A 16,227-nucleotide genomic window follows, 5' to 3' on the forward strand; every position below is an offset into this window, starting at 1 on the left:
TACCCGTGGGTCAGTCGCCGAAGCGGATGACTTCTTCGTCCTCGTCGGTGACGGGGGCACCGGCGATCTCGCCCGTCGCGTCCGCATCGGTGAGGATGAACAGGCCGTCCGGATCGTCGGCGTCGGGATCGGCGTCGCTCCGCCCGACAGGCGACGCCGCCGTGGCGACGTCGGACCGGTCGCGGTCCTGATCGTCGGATTCCCGGCTGGCGGCGCCAGGATCGGTCGAGCCCTGGGCGGCTGCGTCGTCGACGACCGACGTCGGCCCGCCCACGCTCGTTCCGCCGGACGCTGCGGAATCGTCGGCGGCCGAGAGCAGCGGGCGTCGGACCTCGCCCATGCCGCCGGGGACCCGCTCGGTGAGGTCGAGCAGCGTGGTGGCCGCCTCACGCAGCCGTGAACGCTCGTCGGCCAGGTGGCGTTCGAGGTGATCCACGTCGGATTCGAGGAAGTCACGGCGAGCCTTGAGCGACTCCACCTCGGTCCGCACGGCGCTGCGCTCGGAGTCACCGGCGCGCCGCGCCTCGTCGCGGGCTTCGTCGAGGAGTCGCACCGACATCTCGCGCGTCGAATCGAGCGTTCGCGATGCCTCCTCGGTGGCCTCGCGTGCGATGCGCTCGGCGTCGGCCTTCGCCTCGGCCACCGTCATGTCGGCGGTCCGCTGCGCCAGCAACAGGGTGCGCGAGATGGTCTCGGCCTCGTCGACCGACGGGCGCACCTCGGTGGAGGCCGGTGCCTCGGCGGGCGCCCGGTCGGCCGAGGACGGCTCGCTCGTGGCGACCGGTGCCGCTGCTGCACCATCGGACAGTTCCTGCAGGCGGGCCACGGCGGCACGCGCCCGCGCCTCCATGGCGGTCGACTGGTTCTGGGCGCGTTCGAGTTCGGTGGCAACGTCGGTCAGGAACGCCCTGACCTCGTCGGGGTCGAGACCGCGCTTGACGGTCTTGAACTCGGCGGTGCGTACCCGCTGCGGGCTGATGTCCATGTGAAACTCCGTGTCGCTGATTCGTCGTGCCCGCGCCGCACTCGGTCGTGGTCGTGTCCGCTGCGCCTGGTCAGGCGTCGTATTCGTCGTAGCGCTGCTGGCGATGCGGTGGCTTGAGCAGGTAGACGCCGGTTGCCACCTTCTCCATCGTGCCGTCCAACGCGTAGCAGATCCCGCTGCCGAAGTCGATGAGACGGCGAGCGACGTCTCGCTCGGTGCCCTCGAGGTTCATGATCACCGGTGTGCCGCTCTTGAAGGCGTCGGCCACTTCCTGGGCCTGGTCGAACCGGCGGGGTCGAACGGTGTGCGGTTCCATGGCGCCTCCCGGGATGCTCCGGAGTTGGGGTTGGGGCGTGGGCGCATCGCTCACGTTCGGTCGGATCTGAACGCCGGAATGGTCACCCGACGAGCGAGGAGGCGGCGCAGACTGCGATGGCCGTCGAGACGCCGCTGATGCATCGAAGTCACGCGACGGGAAGCTCGGTCGCTTCTCGACCGTGCGCACCGCGGGCTCGTCCTCGGGCTCCCAACGCGGCTCCGGCTCACGAGGCGCGCGTTGCTGTCGGACAGGGGGTTCCTGTCCGTAGTCGTCGTCGTAATCGTCGTAGGCATCGTCGGGACCAAGACCCAGGTAGTCCATGGTCTTCTTCCACATTGACATGTCGTCCTCCTGAGCGCCGGAGGTTAGCCGCGCTCACCCGATTGTTGGTGGACGGGTCCACCAGGTCGCGATCCGAAAAGCGCCGATCCGACACGGACCGAGGTGGCCCCGCAGCGCACGGCGACCTCCAGATCGGCGGTCATGCCCATCGAGCACACGTCGAGACCGTGCTCGTCGACCAGCGCCCGCACGATGGTGAACGCCGTTGCCGCCGCCTCTGGCGGTTGCCCGGTCGGCCCGATCCCGAGCAGCCCGACGGCGCACAGACCTCGGTCGCGGCACGTCTTGAGCAGTGCGGCCACGTCGTCGGGGTCGCACCCACCCTTGTCCGGTTCGCCCGTGGCGTTGACCTGGACGAGCACCTCGGCACCCGGGTCGCGCTTGGAGATCTCGCGTGCGAGCGACGCCCGGTCGACGGTGGCCCAGCGATCGACCAGACCGGCGAGTTGGCGCACCTTGTTCGACTGCAGTCGTCCGATGAAGTCGACGCGCGGTCGACGATCGTGGTCGAACGCCTCGATCACGTCCCGCTTCGACAGCAGGTCCTGCGCGTAGTTCTCGCCGATCGCTCGACATCCGGCGTCGACGGCCAGATCCACGATCGACGGATCGAATGCCTTGGTGACCGCCACGATCTCCACCTCGTGGTCCCAGGCGCGCTCCACGCTCTCGATGCGTCGACGGATCCCGGCCAGGTCCTCGATCAGTCGACCGACGGCGCGGTGCGCGTTCACGTCGTCGGTCACCGGGCGTGCTCCCACCAGGCGATGACGGCGTGACGGCCCGGCTCGGAGCGGACGCGGTGGGAGAACCACCTGTCGTCGCAGCCCGTACACGGTCCCGACGCGTCGAGGTCGACTCCACGACGGGCCAGCGACGCGGCGACGGTGGCGGGCACGTCGAGCGCCGGACCGCCGCTCGAGGTGCGGCCCGGGATCGCGTCCGGGATCGTGGCGAGATCGTCGGGATCGAACTCGTAGCAGCAGGGGTGGATCACGGGACCGAGCACGGCGGCCGCGACGGAGCCACCGTTGCCGACGGCGGCGTCGACCGCCACGTCGACGACCCCCATCGCCAGACCGCGCCAGCCACCGTGTGCGGCCACGAGTGTCCCGTCGTCGGCGGCCACGACGATCGGGGCGCAGTCGGCTGCCCAGATCGCGATCGTCGCGTCGAGTGCCCCGGTCACGATGACGTCGGCCACACCCGTCGTCGGCGACCAGGGAGCGGATCCGTCGACGGTCGACACGTCGACCCCGTGGACTTGATCCGTCATCACCCAGGAGCGATCCGCACCCGTGATCGCGTGTTGGCGTGCGGCGAGGGTGTCCGGCCCCGTGCGGAGCGGATGGACGTCGCCGTCGGTGCGTTCGGTCGCGACGACCCGGAGCCGACGGTCACCGACGATGACGTCGAGCAGCGGGTGCGTCACCCGCAGGGCTCACTTGAGGAACGACGGGACGTCGAAGTCGTCGTCATCGTCGGCGAGCGGATCGTCGTCGTCGACGTCACCGAAGAGCTCGGTGATCCGCGTCGGCGAGGTGCGTGGTTGGTCGCCCGACGGCCCCGTCGGCTGACCGCTCGACGAGGAGGAACTCGGCATGGTCGAGGAGCCGTCGTTGCGGTCGAATCCGGCGGAGATGACCGTGACGCGCACCTCGTCACCCATCTCGTCGTCGACGACGGTGCCGAAGATGATCAGTGCGTCGTCGTGTGCGACCCCGTGGATGATCTCGGCGGCAGCGTTCATCTCGAACAGACCCATGCTGGACGGCCCGGTGATGTTGAGCAGCACGCCGCGGGCGCCATCGATCGCCGATTCGAGCAGCGGGCTGGAGATCGCCTGCTTCGCGGCCGACACCGCACGGTCGTCGCCGCTGGCCTGGCCGATGCCCATGAGGGCGGTGCCGGCGTCCTTGAGGACCGCCTTCACGTCGGCGAAGTCGGTGTTGATCAGGCCCGGTGTGGTGATCAGGCCGGTGATGCCCGACACGCCCTGCAGGAGGACCTCGTCGGCCATCTTGAACGCGTTGAGGACGCTGGTCTTGTCGTTGGCGACGGTGAGCAGGCGATCGTTCGGGATGACGATCAGCGTGTCGACCTTCTCCTTCAGCTTCTGCACGCCGTTGTCGGCCTGGACGCCTCGACGACGGCCCTCGAACGAGAACGGTCGGGTGACGACACCGATGGTGAGCGCACCCGCTTCACGCGAAATCTCGGCGATCACGGGTGCTGCCCCGGTGCCGGTGCCTCCGCCTTCGCCGGCGGTGATGAACACCATGTCCGCGCCGCGGACGACCTCTTCGATCTCGTCACGGTGCGATTCGGCGGCCTCACGGCCGACCTCGGGATCGCTGCCGGCTCCGAGACCTCGGGTGAGATCGCGGCCGATGTCGAGCTTCACGTCGGCATCACTCATGAGCAGCGCCTGCGCATCGGTGTTGACCGCGATGAACTCGACACCCTTGAGCCCGGCGTCGATCATCCGGTTGACGGCGTTGACGCCACCCCCACCGACACCGATGACCTTGATGACGGCGAGATAGTTCTGCGGTGTCCCGACCATCAGTGGGTCCTCTCGTGGGTGTTCATGGCTGTGTACATGGTGTGTCGCATTCTGCCAGGTCCGCCGGCATCGCACGGGGACGCTAGCCCGACCAGCGGACAGTTCATCGCACGGCGGGTCCGCATCAGCGTTCGGTGGTCTCGGACGTCGACACGTCGATCACGGTCGTGTCGGTGCCGAGCACGTCGTCCAGGACGCGTTCCAATCGGACGAGTCGTTGGATCTGATCGTCGTCGGTGATCGCGACGCCGAGCCGGACCTCGATGTTCTCGCCCGGGTCGTTGGAGAGCACGAATCGCAGGTCCGAACCGTCGGGCGTGACCGACATCGACACCAGACGCGAACGGACCGCCGGCGTGAGCTTCGTGACGATCGACGTCGCCGACGCGTAGCCCTGGGAGGCGAACTCACCTTCGTCGAGGTCGAGCGGGTTCGTGCCGGAGATCAACACGAACGCGACCGGCTGACCTCCGATCACGTCGAGCACCCGCCCGTCCGCGTCGAGGATGCGGAACTGGCCGTCCGTTCCCTGGACGGTGGCCACCGGCACCCGTTCGCGGATCTCGATCGACACGGAGCTCGGGAAGTCGGTGCGGACGCGGGCGGTCTCCACGAAGGCGATCTCCTCGAGACGCCGCTCGGCGTCGTCGGTGTCGACCAGCAGGACGGGCTCGTCGACCAGGTCGGCCACGACGGCCTCGATGGCGGCGGGATCGGCGCTGCGCACGCCGGTCACGTCGACGTTCGAGACCGAGAACAACGACGATCCGAGGACCGCGAGCACGCCGACCACGAGCACGAAGACGACCACGACGATGCCGGCCCACTTGAGTCGCTTGCGCCCCTGCGCACGACGCACCCCGATGCGGCGTTGACGCAGACGCGGTTCGATGCCCCGACCGGTGGCGTCCTTGGCTGCGATCGCGTCGCCGGTGCCGTCGTCGTCGATGAACACCGTTCCGGAATCGTCGCCGTCGCCGAACTCGTCGTCGAGATACACCGCGTCGGGCAGTTCGTCGACTCCGCCGATGGCGATCGTCGTGCGCGAGGTCGGCGCGGTCGCATCGTCGGAGTCGTCGGGATCGGTAACGGGCCCACGGCCGGACGCCACGGCGCCGTCCCGACCGGCGAACGCCTGGGACAGTTCGGCCGCGATCTTGTCGCTCTCGTCGCGTCGGATGATCCGCACGTCGGCGAACTCGCGCTCCACGACGGGCGCGTCGGGCTCGGACGACCGCTTCCACCACTTCTTCATCGGATCCACCGTTTCGACGTCGACCGGCTCACGACTCGAACCCGACCAGTCGGATCTCGCTGCGCAGGTCGTACCCCGTCTCGGCTCGGACCCGTGCCGCCACCTGCCTCATCAGCTCGCGCACGTCGTCGGCGCTCCCGCCCTCGTCGGCCTGGATGAAGTTGGCGTGCTTGTCGGACACGCTCGCGGTTCCGTGACGGAACCCACGGAGGCCGACCTCGTCGACGAGTTGACCGGCACTCACCTCGCCGGGCACCGGGTTGACGAACACCGATCCGGCGTTCTGGCCACCGGGCTGCATGGCCCGACGCCACGCGACGATCTCGCTCAGGGCTGCCTTGGCGACGGCCGGGTCTCCTGGCGCGAGTTGCAGGCGCGCCGACACGACCACCTGGTCGGCGCGCAGGGCACTCCCACGGAACCGCAGGCCGAGGTCGGCGGAAGCGACGACGGTGTCTCGGCCGTCGTCGAGGTCGACGATGCGTGCGTCGAGGAGCGACTCCGACATGTCCGAGCCGTGGCCACCGGCGTTCATCCGCACCGCGCCACCGATCGATCCGGGAACACCCACCGCCCATTCGAAGCCGGTCAGACCCACCGTCGCCAGTCGTCGTGCGAGCACCGGGAGCAGAACTGCGCTGCCCGCCTCGACGACCGACGTCGATTCGTCGATGACGACGTCGGTGGCGATGTCGAGCAGCGACACGGCGATGCCCCGGAACCCGCCGTCGGCGACGAGCAGGTTCGAGCCCCGACCGACCACGAGAACGGGCATCCCACTGGCTCGACGGGCTCGCGCGACGAGGTGCAGGTCGGCGACCGAACGGACCCGGACGAACACGTCGGCCGTTCCACCCACCCGGTACGTGGTCATCGGGCCGATCGCCACGTCTCGCTCGGCGAGGCCGCCGAGCGCCGCGACGGCTTGCTCGACGGCGTCGCTGCGGCCGGTCTCAGTGGCGCTGACGGGCATCGAGCACCTCCGACGGGAGTGTCGCGATGTCGCCGCACCCCATCGACACGACGATGTCGCCGTCGCGGGCTTCGCGGGCGACGAAGTCGATCAGGTCCTGGCGTTGGGGCAGCCACACGACCCGCTTCGACGGGTCGGACTCGGTGACCGCGTTGACGATCAGCTTGCCGGTGACACCGGGGATGGGGGTGGTACCGGACGCGTAGATGTCGGTCAGGACGACGACATCGGCATCGGCGAACGACGGGCCGTACTCCTCCCAGATCTCCGAGATCCGGTTGTACCGGTTCGGCTGGAACACGGCGACGACGCGTTTCCAGGCATCGCCGCTGTGGCGCGTCGCGGCCAGGACGGCGGAGATCTCCGACGGCAGGTGGGCGTAGTCGTCCACGAACGTGGCACCGCCGTCGACACCTCGCACGTCGAAGCGACGGGCGACGCCACCGAACTTGGCGAGCGCAGTGCGCACGTCGGCGAAGGGCACGCTGACCTCCAGCGCCATCGCGATGGCCCCGGTCGCGTTGATCACGTTGTGGATGCCGCGCATCGGCAACTCGATCGTCCCGATGCGTTCACCGCGACGGACCACGTCGAACACGAACGCGCCGCGGTCGGCCCGCACGTCGACGGCCCGGACGTCGTTGCCCTCGTCACGACCGTAGGTGACGCAGTCGTGGCGGGAGGCCAACCGCCCCGCCACCTCGTCGTCGCCGCAGACCACCTTCGGGCCGGACACCTGGGACAGATAGCGGTCGAAGCTCTCGACGATGGCGTCGAACGAGCCGTAGTGGTCGAGATGGTCGACTTCGACGTTGGTGAGGATGGTGCCGTGCAGCGGGAGTTCGAGGTGCGTGCCGTCGCTCTCGTCGGCCTCGACCACGAACCACTCCCCTCCGGTCCACTGGGCGCCCGTGCCGAGATCCGTGACGTCACCGCCCACGACGAAGCTCGGACGCAACCCCGCCTCGGCGAGCATCAGCATCAGCATCGACGTGGTGGTGGTCTTGCCGTGCGTGCCGGCGACGCCGAGTGCCTTGGCCCGGGCACAGATCGAGGCGAGCATGCCCGCCCGACGCAGCACGGTGACTCCCGTGGTGCGGGCCTCGTCGAGTTCGACGTTGCGCTCGGGGATGGCGGTGGACGCCGTGACGGCGTCGACCCCGTGGACGAGGGACCGATCGTGGCCGATCGCGACCGACACGTTCGCGGCTCGGACGCGATCGAGGACGGGATGCTCGCGCAGGTCGGAGCCCGACACGTCGTGGCCCATCTCGGAGAGGGCGATCGCGATCGCGCTCATGCCCGGGCCGCCGACACCCACGACGTGCAGGCGATGCGGGATGGACAGGTCGAGTGGCGCGGTCGGCGCCACGGAGGAAGGCGAAGTCATGACGTTGCCGAGGTTAGGGCGACCCGCTGGACCAACTCGGCCAATGCGCCCGATCTGTGGACGTCGCCCCGCAGGCGCGCAGCCTCACCGAGATCTGCCCGGGCGGCGGGATCGGCCCGCAGCCGCTCGATCTCGTCGGCGAGACGGGTCAGATCGGGCTCTGCGAGCAGGACCGCACCGCCGGCCTCGGAGAGCCACTGCACGTTGTCGGTCTGGTGGTCGTCGGTCGCTCCGGCCCAGGGCACCAGGATCGCAGGGATCCCGGTGACGGCGACCTCGTGCACGGTGCTCGCCCCGCCCCGACCGATCAGCAGGTCGGCCGCCGCGTACACCGCAGGCATGTCGGACTCGTATCCGACCACCTGGTGGACGATTCCCGCCGACGCGTCGCCGGAAGGGTGCTGCGCCACGTCGATCCCGTCGACGAACCGCTCCCCCGCCACCTGCCGCACCGCGAGGCCCACGTCGTCGCGGTGCGTCTGCACGTAGTCCGCGACCGCCGCATTGAGGACACCCGAGCCGAGCGACCCACCCATCACCGCCACCAGGAACCGTTCGTCGGGCACGCCGAGGCGGAGGCGGGAAGCCGCACGGTCTCCGGTTCGGTCGATGGTCAGGACCTCCTGACGCACGGGGGCACCGGTCACGGTCGCCCTCGGGAGCGGCGAGTTCTCGAACGCCACAGCGCACGCCGCCGCCGTTCGGGCCGACAGGCGGCTCGCCCGGCCGGGAGTGCGGTCGTAGGACACCACCACGATCGGGATGTCGAGCGCACGGGCCGCGAACACCGCCGGCATGGATGCGTACCCGCCGACGCTCACCACCACCTTCGGACGCAACTCGCGCAACAGGGCGATCGCCGAGCGGCGAGCCCGCAGCATCTTGGGGACGAAACCGAGGTTGCGCCGACTGAGCGATCGCTGGAAGCCGACGACGTCGAAGAACGTGTGTGGGTGGGGCGTGTCGGGGAGGAGTCGGGTCTCGATCCCGCGTGTGCAGCCGACGTAGTGGATCTCCTCGGGCGGGTGCCCCGCCGCCACCAGGGCACCGGCGACGGCGAGCGCCGGCAGGACGTGCCCGGCGGTTCCGCCGCCGGTGACGACGGCGAAAGTGCTCACGACCGGGGGGCCGTGCGTCCGACCCGACTCCCGGCGCGTCGCGCCACGCTGAGCAGCAGACCGACGGCGGCCATCGACACGAACAGCGAACTGCCGCCGGCCGAGAAGAACGGCAGCGTCAGCCCGGTCACGGGCATCAGTCCGGTGACGCCACCGAGATTGACGATCGCCTGGACACCGAACCACGAGGCGATGCCGCCCGCGACGAGCATGCCGAAGCGGTCGGGCGACGCCAGAGCGGTCTGGACACCGAACCAGACCAGCATGATGAAACCGCCGATCACGGCACCGGCACCGAGCATGCCGAGTTCGTCGGCGATGATCGCGAAGATGAAGTCGCTGTGCGCGTACGGCAGGTACCCGAGCTTGGTCTTGGAGCCCCCGATCCCCGAGCCGCCCAGTCCGCCCGACGCCATGCTCACGTACCCCTGGTAGGTCTGCCACGCCAGGCGATCCTTGTTGCCGGTGACGTCCAGGAACGCAGTGAAGCGGTCGGTGCGCGTCGAGCTGGAGAACACGAAGAACAGGCCGACCGCCGTGGCGACGGATCCCATCAGCGTCATGGGTGCGAATGGCACGCCGGCGATCCAGGCGATGGCGAACACGACGGCGCCGAGCACGATGGCCGACCCGAGGTCGCCCTGGGCCATGCAGAGTCCGGTGCCGACGGCCCCGATCCCGGCGAGTGGGTAGAGGGTGTTGCGACGGTGGTTCATCTGCCCGAAGCGCCGGGTGAGCAGGTCGGCGGTGACGAGCACCACCACCAGCTTGAGGAACTCCGACGGTTGAACGCTGAAGCCGCCGACCCGGATCCACGCGCGAGCGCCGTTCACGTCTCCCCCGATCCCGGGCACCAGCGGGCCGAGCATGGCGGCGGTCCCGACGACGGCGAGCGGAAGTGTGAGTCGACGCCACGCCGTGTACGGGACCCTGGCCATGATCACGAGCCCGCCGACGCCGAGGCCCGCCCAGATGGACTGTTTCACGAACACGCCGTAGGCGCCGTTGCCCTTGTTCGCTTCGGTCACCGCCGACGCCGAGAGCACCATCACGAGGCCCAGCATCACGAACACGATCACCACGGCGATGATCCCGTACCAGATGACGGGCGGGGGCCCGGCGATCTCGGGCGCGGCCGTGACCGCACGACCCCGGGTGCGCGACGACGTCGAGCGCCGGGACAGTGTCGGCAGACCGGGCAGTGGCGGGCGCTTCCGCGTCCGGTCCTCGGCCGCCTCTCCCGTGACTCGCTCGAGCGCCGCTCGGCGTCGGTCCTGGACGGAGGTCGTGGATGCCATCAGGCCTCACCCTTCGTGTCGTCGTTCGTGTCGCCGTGCAGGGCACGGGCCAGATCGCGGAAGTGGTCGCCGCGCTCCTCGAAGGACCGGTACTGGTCGAGGCTCGCGCAGCCCGGAGACAGCAGGAGCGTGTCGCCCGGCGCCGCGAGCGCGGCGGCCCGGGCGACTGCCTCGGGCAGGAACTCCGTGGTCTGGACGACCCCTCCGGCGGCCACGACCGCCGAGAACGCGGACGCGACGGCGTCGCGGGTCTCGCCGATCGCGACGACCGCCTTGACTCGATCCGCATCGACCGCCATCTCGGCCAGGTCGACGTACTTGTCCTTCCCACCGGCGATCAACACGATGTCGTCGAACGCCCGGATCGCCACACCGGCGGCGTGCGGTGTGGTGGCCTTGGAGTCGTTGAACCAGTCCACGCCGTCCCACCGCCCGATGTGCTCCAACCGGTGCGGTGGCCCGACGAAGGAGACGAGTGCGGACCGGATCGCATCGCTGTCGGCCAGACCGGTCTCCAGGACGAGCGCCGACGCGGCGAGCGCGTTCGTGATGTCGTGCGGCAGCGCCCGGCGCATCGTCGTCGTGCTCGCGATCGGTCCGCTCGGCCCGGTGAGTGTGTCACCGTCGAGGTGGTAGTCGCCGCCCGGCCCGAACGTGAGGTGGCGTCCCGGGGAGCCGGCGAGGCGTGACATGACGTCCGGCGCACCGGTGAAGGCGACGGCCACGTCGTCGGGGCGCTGGTTCCGCCAGATCCGGGCCTTCGCGTCGCCGTAGCTCTGCATCGAGACGTGCCAGTTGAGGTGGTCGGGCGCCAGGTTCAGCCACGCCCCTGCGTCGGGCCGGAACGTGGGCGTCCACGCGAGGCGGAAGCTGGTGCACTCGACGACGAATGCGTCGTACCCGTCGTCCTCGATCGCGTCGACCAGCGGTGTGTCGGTGTTGCCGGCGTCGACGGTCGAGAGTCCGGCGGCGCGCAGCATGGCGACCGTCATCAGCGTGGTGGTGGTCTTGCCGTCGGTCCCGGTGATCGCGAGGATCGGCCGCGGTCCGCCCGGACGCTCCTGTTCCCAGCGGTAGGCGAGTTCGATCTCCGACACGACCTCGACACCCGCAGCCTGCGCGGCCACCACGACGGCGTGCGTCTCGGGAATCCCCGGTGCGGGGCTGACCAGGTCGCAGGTCGCGACCAGATCGGCGAGTACGTCGGCGTCGGGGGCGTCGAGGAGTTCGACACCGAGGGCCCGTGCGGTGGCGATCCGCTCGGCGGTGACGACGTCGTCGCCGCAGATCACGTCGTACCCACGCCGCCGTAGCGCACGCACCGTCGACGCGCCGGTGACGGCCAGTCCGTAGACGAGGGCGCGCATCAGGCCGCCGACAGCGTGGAGAAGTCGGCGATGAAGATGCCGAGCGCGAGACCGACCGAGATCGCGGCGATCAGCCAGAAGCGGATGATCACGGTCGTCTCGGGCCAGCCGACGAGTTCGAAGTGGTGGTGGATGGGCGACATCCGGAACAGGCGCTTCTTGCGTCCCGATGCCTTGAAGACGATCATCTGGATGGCGACCGACCCGGCTTCCATCACGTTGATGGCGCACAGCAGCACGATCAGCAACTGCGTGTTGAGGGTGAGCGCCATGAAGGCCAGTGCGGTGCCGATGGCGAGCGCGCCGACGTCTCCCATGAAGATCCGCGCCGGGGCCGCGTTCCACCAGAGGAATCCGAGGCAGCCGCCGGCGAAGGCTGCGGCGAACACCCCCATGTCGAGCGGGTTGACCACCGCCGGGTAGAGGTCGACGTTGCGGAACTTCAGGTAGGCGATGATGACGAACGCACCGAAGCCCATCAGCGCCGATCCCGCAGCGAGGCCGTCGAGGCCGTCGGTGACGTTGACGGCGTTCGTGGTCGCCCAGATGATCCCACCGGAGAACAGGATCCAGACGATGGTGGGCACCTCCACACCGAGATCGGAGCGGGTGACCGAGATCGTCTCGGAGATGCCGGTTCCGACGACCAGCCACCACGCCACCGCGAAGCTGGCGGCCATCGTGATGTAGTTCTTCTGCTTCCAGAAGATCCCTCGGTTGTGGCGCTTGCGGACCTTGATGTAGTCGTCGAGGAAGCCCATCAGGGCCATGAAGAGCACACCGACCCAGACGATCATCGACTGACGGGCGAACGGCAGGTCCTCGCGCACGTGGGCGATCAGCCAACCGAGGAATGCGGCGATCACGATGGCGAGGCCACCCATCGTGGGGGTGCCCTGCTTGGCCATGTGGTGCTCGGGGCCGTGATCGTCCTTGCCGAGGATCGGCTGGCCCTGCCCCCTGGTCTGGAAGAAGATGATCAGGTACCGCGTGCCGAACAGCGACACGAGTGTCGAGACGGAGGCGGAGAGGAGGATGGAGATCACGACAGATCCTTCGTTTCACGGCCGTCGGGTGCTCGCCGTGCGGCAGCCTCCGGACCCGGTTCTTCGGGCGCGACGTGTTCACGCGCCAGTTCTTCTCGGGCGACCTGTCGGTCGTCGAAGTCGATGGTGACGTCGCCGAGATCCTGGTAGGTCTCGTGACCCTTGCCGGCGATCACCACCGTGTCGCCGGTGTCGGCGAGGTGGAGTGCGTGGCGGATCGCACGACGACGGTCGGGCTCGGCGGTCACGCGTGAACGGTACTCCGACGGCGCTCCGGCGATCACGTCACCGATGATCGCGTCGGGATCCTCCCCGCGCGGGTTGTCCGACGTGGCGATCGCGATGTCGGCGAGCCGCGCCGCGATCTCGCCCATCACCGGTCGCTTCTCGCGATCGCGTCGGCCCGCACACCCGAACACCACGATCACCCGGCCGGCGGTGATCAGCCGGGCTGCGTCGAGCAGGCGTTCGAGGCCGTCGGGGGTATGGGCGTAGTCGACGACCACCGAGAAGCCCCGTGCGCGCGTCTCGTCGGTGTCCACGGGTTCGAAACGTCCGGGCACGGGTGGGAGGTCGGCGACGCCGAGCACGGCGCGGTCGAGGTCGATCCGCCGGTCGGATTCGGCGAGCCGGTCGACCAGTTCGAGCGCCATCCGGGAGTTGGCGACGTTGAAGTCTCCCCCGAGCGGGACTTCGACCGTGCGACCCTTCCACGTGTAGCGATGCATGGCCGGACCCACGACGACGTCTACCAGCTCGCTGCTCGTCACTCGTCGGACGTCGATGTCACCGTCGACGGCGTCCGCGAGCAGGAGGCCGTGAGCATCGTCGACGTCGATCACCGCACGAGCGGCGAACGCGGTCCTGAACAACGTCGACTTCGCCCGGAAGTACGCCTCGGGAGATCCGTGCAGATCGAGGTGGTCGTGGCCGAAGTTGGTGAAACCGACGACGTCGAACCGCGTGCCGTCCACACGGTGCAGAGCGAGGGCGTGCGAGGACACCTCCATCACGACCGCTTCGCAACCGTCGGCGACGAACCGAGCGAGCCGTGCGTGCAGGTCCGGTGCCTCGGGCGTGGTGCGCGGGCCGTGAAGAGTGCCGATGATCCCGGTGGGCAGGCCGGCACCTTCGAGCGCGGCCGCCACGATCTGGGCCGTCGTGGTCTTTCCGTTGGTCCCGGTGATCCCGATCATCAGCAGACGGTCGGCGGGATCACCCCAGGCCGCTGCCGATGCGGGGCCCACGGCCAAGCGCGTGTCGGTGACCACGATCTGGGCGACGTCGTCGACACCGTTCAGGTCGTCGGCGTCGAGTCGGTGATCGACGAGCAGTGCGACGGCACCTGCGGCCACGGCAGCCGATGCATGGTCGTGCCCGTCGAAGGAGTCGCCACGCAGGCACGCGAAGATCTGCCCGGGGACGACCTCTCGTGAATCGTGCGCGATCCCCGTCACCTGGACGGATGCGCCACCGATGACCTGTGTGCCGGTGACGCCGACACGCTCGGCGACCGTCTCGACGGACGGCGACGTCACGGTCGCCTCATCACTGCTGGTGCGGACATGTCGGATCGATCAGCCTTCGCAGCCGACGTCGTTCTCGCCCGGCCGGATCCCCAGTTCGTGGATCAACATCGGTGTCAGTGCAGCGAACAGCGGCGCCGACGCCGTGCCGCCGAAGCGGTCGCGCGTGCCGGGCGGCGGCTCGTCGATCGCCACGAGGACGGTGACCTGCGGGTCGTCGGCGGGGAAGAATCCGGCGAAGCTGGCGTAGTAGATCCGGTCGCCGTTGTCGTCGTAGTAGGTGCCGTTCGCCGCTGCCTTGAACGCGGTGCCGGTCTTGCCGGCGATCGGGAGCCCGGGAACGGCCGCGAGCTTCGCCGTGCCCTTCGGGTTGCACACGACCTCCTGCATCATGGCGGCGGTCTGCGATGCGGCCTGCGACGACACGACGCGACGGGTCTCCGACGGCGGCATCGCCGTGGTCGTGCCGTCGGGCCCGACCGTTGCCGCCACGAGTCGAGGAGCGACGTACACGCCGTCGTTGGCGATGGTGTTGATCGCCGCCGCCATCTGCAGCGGCGTGCTCGACATGCCCTGGCCGTATGCCACCGTCACCCGCTCGCTCCCCCACAACTCGTCGGCGGCCTTGAAGATGCCCGGGGACTCGTCGGGGAAGTCGAGCGCGGTCTTCTCGCCGAGACCGAATGCGGTCATGTAGTCGTGGTGGACGAAGCGACCCATCGTCTCCTGGATCTTGATCGTCCCGATGTTCGACGACTCCACCAGGATGTCCTCGACGGTCATCACCTCGGTGTCGTGCTCGTGGGAGTCCTTCAACAGGTCGTCGTAGTACTGCTCGCGCCACGGGACCTCGAAGGTCGTCGCGGGCGTCACCGCTCCGGCGTCGAGAGCGCCCGCGACCGTGATCACCTTGGCCACCGAGCCGGGCTCGTAGCTGTCGAGTGCGACGAAGTTGGCGCCGGTCACCATCGGTTCGTCGGTGTCGGGATCTCGGCGTACCGACGAGTTCGCGTAGATCTCACCGGTGTCGGAGTCCATGACGATGATGAATCCGCCGCGGGCGTCGATGTTCGTGACCTGTTCGATCAGGATCTGTTCGGTCGCGAACTGGATCGAACGGTCGATGGTCAGCACGAGGTCGTCTCCGGCGACGGGCGATGCGGTGATCGTCTCCGATCCTGCGATCGTGCGTCCGCCCGGTGCGATCTCGCGGGTCATCTGACCGCCCGTGCCGGTGAGCACGTCGTCGTACTGCAACTCCAGACCGGCGATGCCGGCACCGTCGATGTTGGTGCGACCGAGCACGGTCTGACCCGTCAGGCCCCCGGGCATCTCGCGTCGGGACTCGTCGTCGACGTTGATGCCGGCACGGTTCAACGCCTCGATGTGCTGACCCACCTCGGCATCGACCTGCCGGGCGACGTACACGAAGCCGCGCCGTTCGGCGAGGGGGCGGTTGACCTCGACGAGCAGGTCGGCGACCTTGTCGTCGGGCAGGTCGAGGAAGTCGTCGAGCATCTGGACCGTGGCCGGACCGTTCTCCACGAGCTTCGGGTTGATCGAGATCGCCGCAGCGGGGACCGACATCGCCAGCTCGTTGCCGTGGCGGTCGAAGATCGTCCCGCGCTGAGCGACGATGTCACGGGTTCGCGTCCACTGCGCCGCCCCCGCCGAACGGAACGACTCGGCATCGGAGGTCTTGAGCTGCGTCACACGCACGACGATCGCGACGAGGAGGAGCGACAGCACGACGAGCGCCACGATCAGGCGCGTGCGCGGTGACCCCGACTTGGCTTCGTGAGCTCGGATCTCCGGCCTCGGTGCGCTGATCCGGCGGTGGTTCTCACCCGAGCGCCGTCCGCGGTCCGCCTCGCGATTCGCCGATCGTCCGGTCGATCCTTTCGCCGCATGCCGCGGCGAGGTGCGACGTCGAGAAGCGCTCTGCTCCGAGGTGCGACGCTGCTTCGATGCGACCGGGACGCGCTCCCGGTTCGGCGGCACCGTCGGCGCGCTCGACCGCTTCGCCGCTGTGTCGTTCACGC

At 69.2% G+C, this 16,227-nt stretch carries 14 protein-coding genes; all 14 read right to left on the bottom strand.

All coding sequences use genetic code 11. From position 1 onward, the window contains the following. Nucleotides 1-10 precede the first annotated feature (10 nt). Complete coding sequence (locus ABJK40_RS20610) at nucleotides 11-985, bottom strand: DivIVA domain-containing protein (RefSeq protein ID WP_348482627.1); 975 nt, start codon at nucleotides 983-985, stop codon at nucleotides 11-13. Between the two features lie 70 nt (nucleotides 986-1,055). After that, entirely contained in the window at nucleotides 1,056-1,646 is a 591-nt protein-coding gene (locus tag ABJK40_RS20615; protein WP_348482628.1) for a cell division protein SepF, read from the bottom strand. Between the two features lie 23 nt (nucleotides 1,647-1,669). Further along, the gene (locus ABJK40_RS20620; protein ID WP_348510387.1) at nucleotides 1,670-2,407 is read right to left on the bottom strand and encodes a YggS family pyridoxal phosphate-dependent enzyme; all 738 of its coding nucleotides are present in this window, start codon (nucleotides 2,405-2,407) and stop codon (nucleotides 1,670-1,672) included. Then, complete coding sequence (locus tag ABJK40_RS20625) at nucleotides 2,389-3,078, bottom strand: polyphenol oxidase family protein (protein WP_348482630.1); 690 nt, start codon at nucleotides 3,076-3,078, stop codon at nucleotides 2,389-2,391. Before ABJK40_RS20625 ends, ABJK40_RS20620 begins: the two co-directional genes overlap by 19 nt. Nucleotides 3,079-3,087: 9 nt before the next feature. After that, complete coding sequence (gene ftsZ / locus ABJK40_RS20630) at nucleotides 3,088-4,212, bottom strand: cell division protein FtsZ (RefSeq protein WP_348482631.1); 1,125 nt, start codon at nucleotides 4,210-4,212, stop codon at nucleotides 3,088-3,090. A 124-nt stretch (nucleotides 4,213-4,336) separates the two neighbouring features. Further along, complete coding sequence (locus ABJK40_RS20635) at nucleotides 4,337-5,467, bottom strand: FtsQ-type POTRA domain-containing protein (RefSeq protein WP_348482632.1); 1,131 nt, start codon at nucleotides 5,465-5,467, stop codon at nucleotides 4,337-4,339. A gap of 28 nt (nucleotides 5,468-5,495) precedes the next feature. Then, nucleotides 5,496-6,440 (bottom strand): UDP-N-acetylmuramate dehydrogenase, encoded by a 945-nt coding sequence (gene murB, locus ABJK40_RS20640; RefSeq protein ID WP_348482633.1) that lies wholly within the window; start codon nucleotides 6,438-6,440, stop codon nucleotides 5,496-5,498. Beyond that, on the bottom strand, nucleotides 6,421-7,830 hold the full coding sequence (murC, locus tag ABJK40_RS20645) for a UDP-N-acetylmuramate--L-alanine ligase (RefSeq protein WP_348482634.1): 1,410 nt from the start codon (nucleotides 7,828-7,830) through the stop codon (nucleotides 6,421-6,423). The genes murB and murC overlap by 20 nt, the downstream gene beginning before the upstream one ends. After that, nucleotides 7,827-8,948, bottom strand: coding sequence for a UDP-N-acetylglucosamine--N-acetylmuramyl-(pentapeptide) pyrophosphoryl-undecaprenol N-acetylglucosamine transferase (locus tag ABJK40_RS20650; protein WP_348482635.1), 1,122 nt, complete (start codon nucleotides 8,946-8,948; stop codon nucleotides 7,827-7,829). Before ABJK40_RS20650 ends, murC begins: the two co-directional genes overlap by 4 nt. Next, a complete protein-coding gene (locus ABJK40_RS20655) occupies nucleotides 8,945-10,246 on the bottom strand; it encodes a putative peptidoglycan glycosyltransferase FtsW (protein WP_348482636.1) in 1,302 nt (433 codons plus the stop codon). The genes ABJK40_RS20650 and ABJK40_RS20655 overlap by 4 nt, the downstream gene beginning before the upstream one ends. Continuing rightward, nucleotides 10,246-11,613: a UDP-N-acetylmuramoyl-L-alanine--D-glutamate ligase gene (gene murD / locus ABJK40_RS20660; protein ID WP_348482637.1), complete on the bottom strand. Its 1,368-nt coding sequence runs from the start codon at nucleotides 11,611-11,613 to the stop codon at nucleotides 10,246-10,248. The genes ABJK40_RS20655 and murD overlap by 1 nt, the downstream gene beginning before the upstream one ends. Further along, nucleotides 11,613-12,659, bottom strand: a complete 1,047-nt coding sequence (gene mraY / locus ABJK40_RS20665) for a phospho-N-acetylmuramoyl-pentapeptide-transferase (RefSeq protein WP_348482638.1) — start codon at nucleotides 12,657-12,659, stop codon at nucleotides 11,613-11,615. The genes murD and mraY overlap by 1 nt, the downstream gene beginning before the upstream one ends. Further along, a complete protein-coding gene (locus ABJK40_RS20670; RefSeq protein ID WP_348482639.1) occupies nucleotides 12,656-14,197 on the bottom strand; it encodes a UDP-N-acetylmuramoyl-L-alanyl-D-glutamate--2,6-diaminopimelate ligase in 1,542 nt (513 codons plus the stop codon). Before ABJK40_RS20670 ends, mraY begins: the two co-directional genes overlap by 4 nt. 39 nt (nucleotides 14,198-14,236) lie before the next feature. Then, nucleotides 14,237-16,225, bottom strand: a complete 1,989-nt coding sequence (locus ABJK40_RS20675) for a penicillin-binding protein 2 (protein WP_348482640.1) — start codon at nucleotides 16,223-16,225, stop codon at nucleotides 14,237-14,239. Nucleotides 16,226-16,227 lie beyond the last annotated feature (2 nt).

Origin of the sequence: Ilumatobacter sp. (assembly GCF_039969435.1) — a bacterium.
Classification (GTDB): Bacteria; Actinomycetota; Acidimicrobiia; order Acidimicrobiales; family Ilumatobacteraceae; genus Ilumatobacter_A.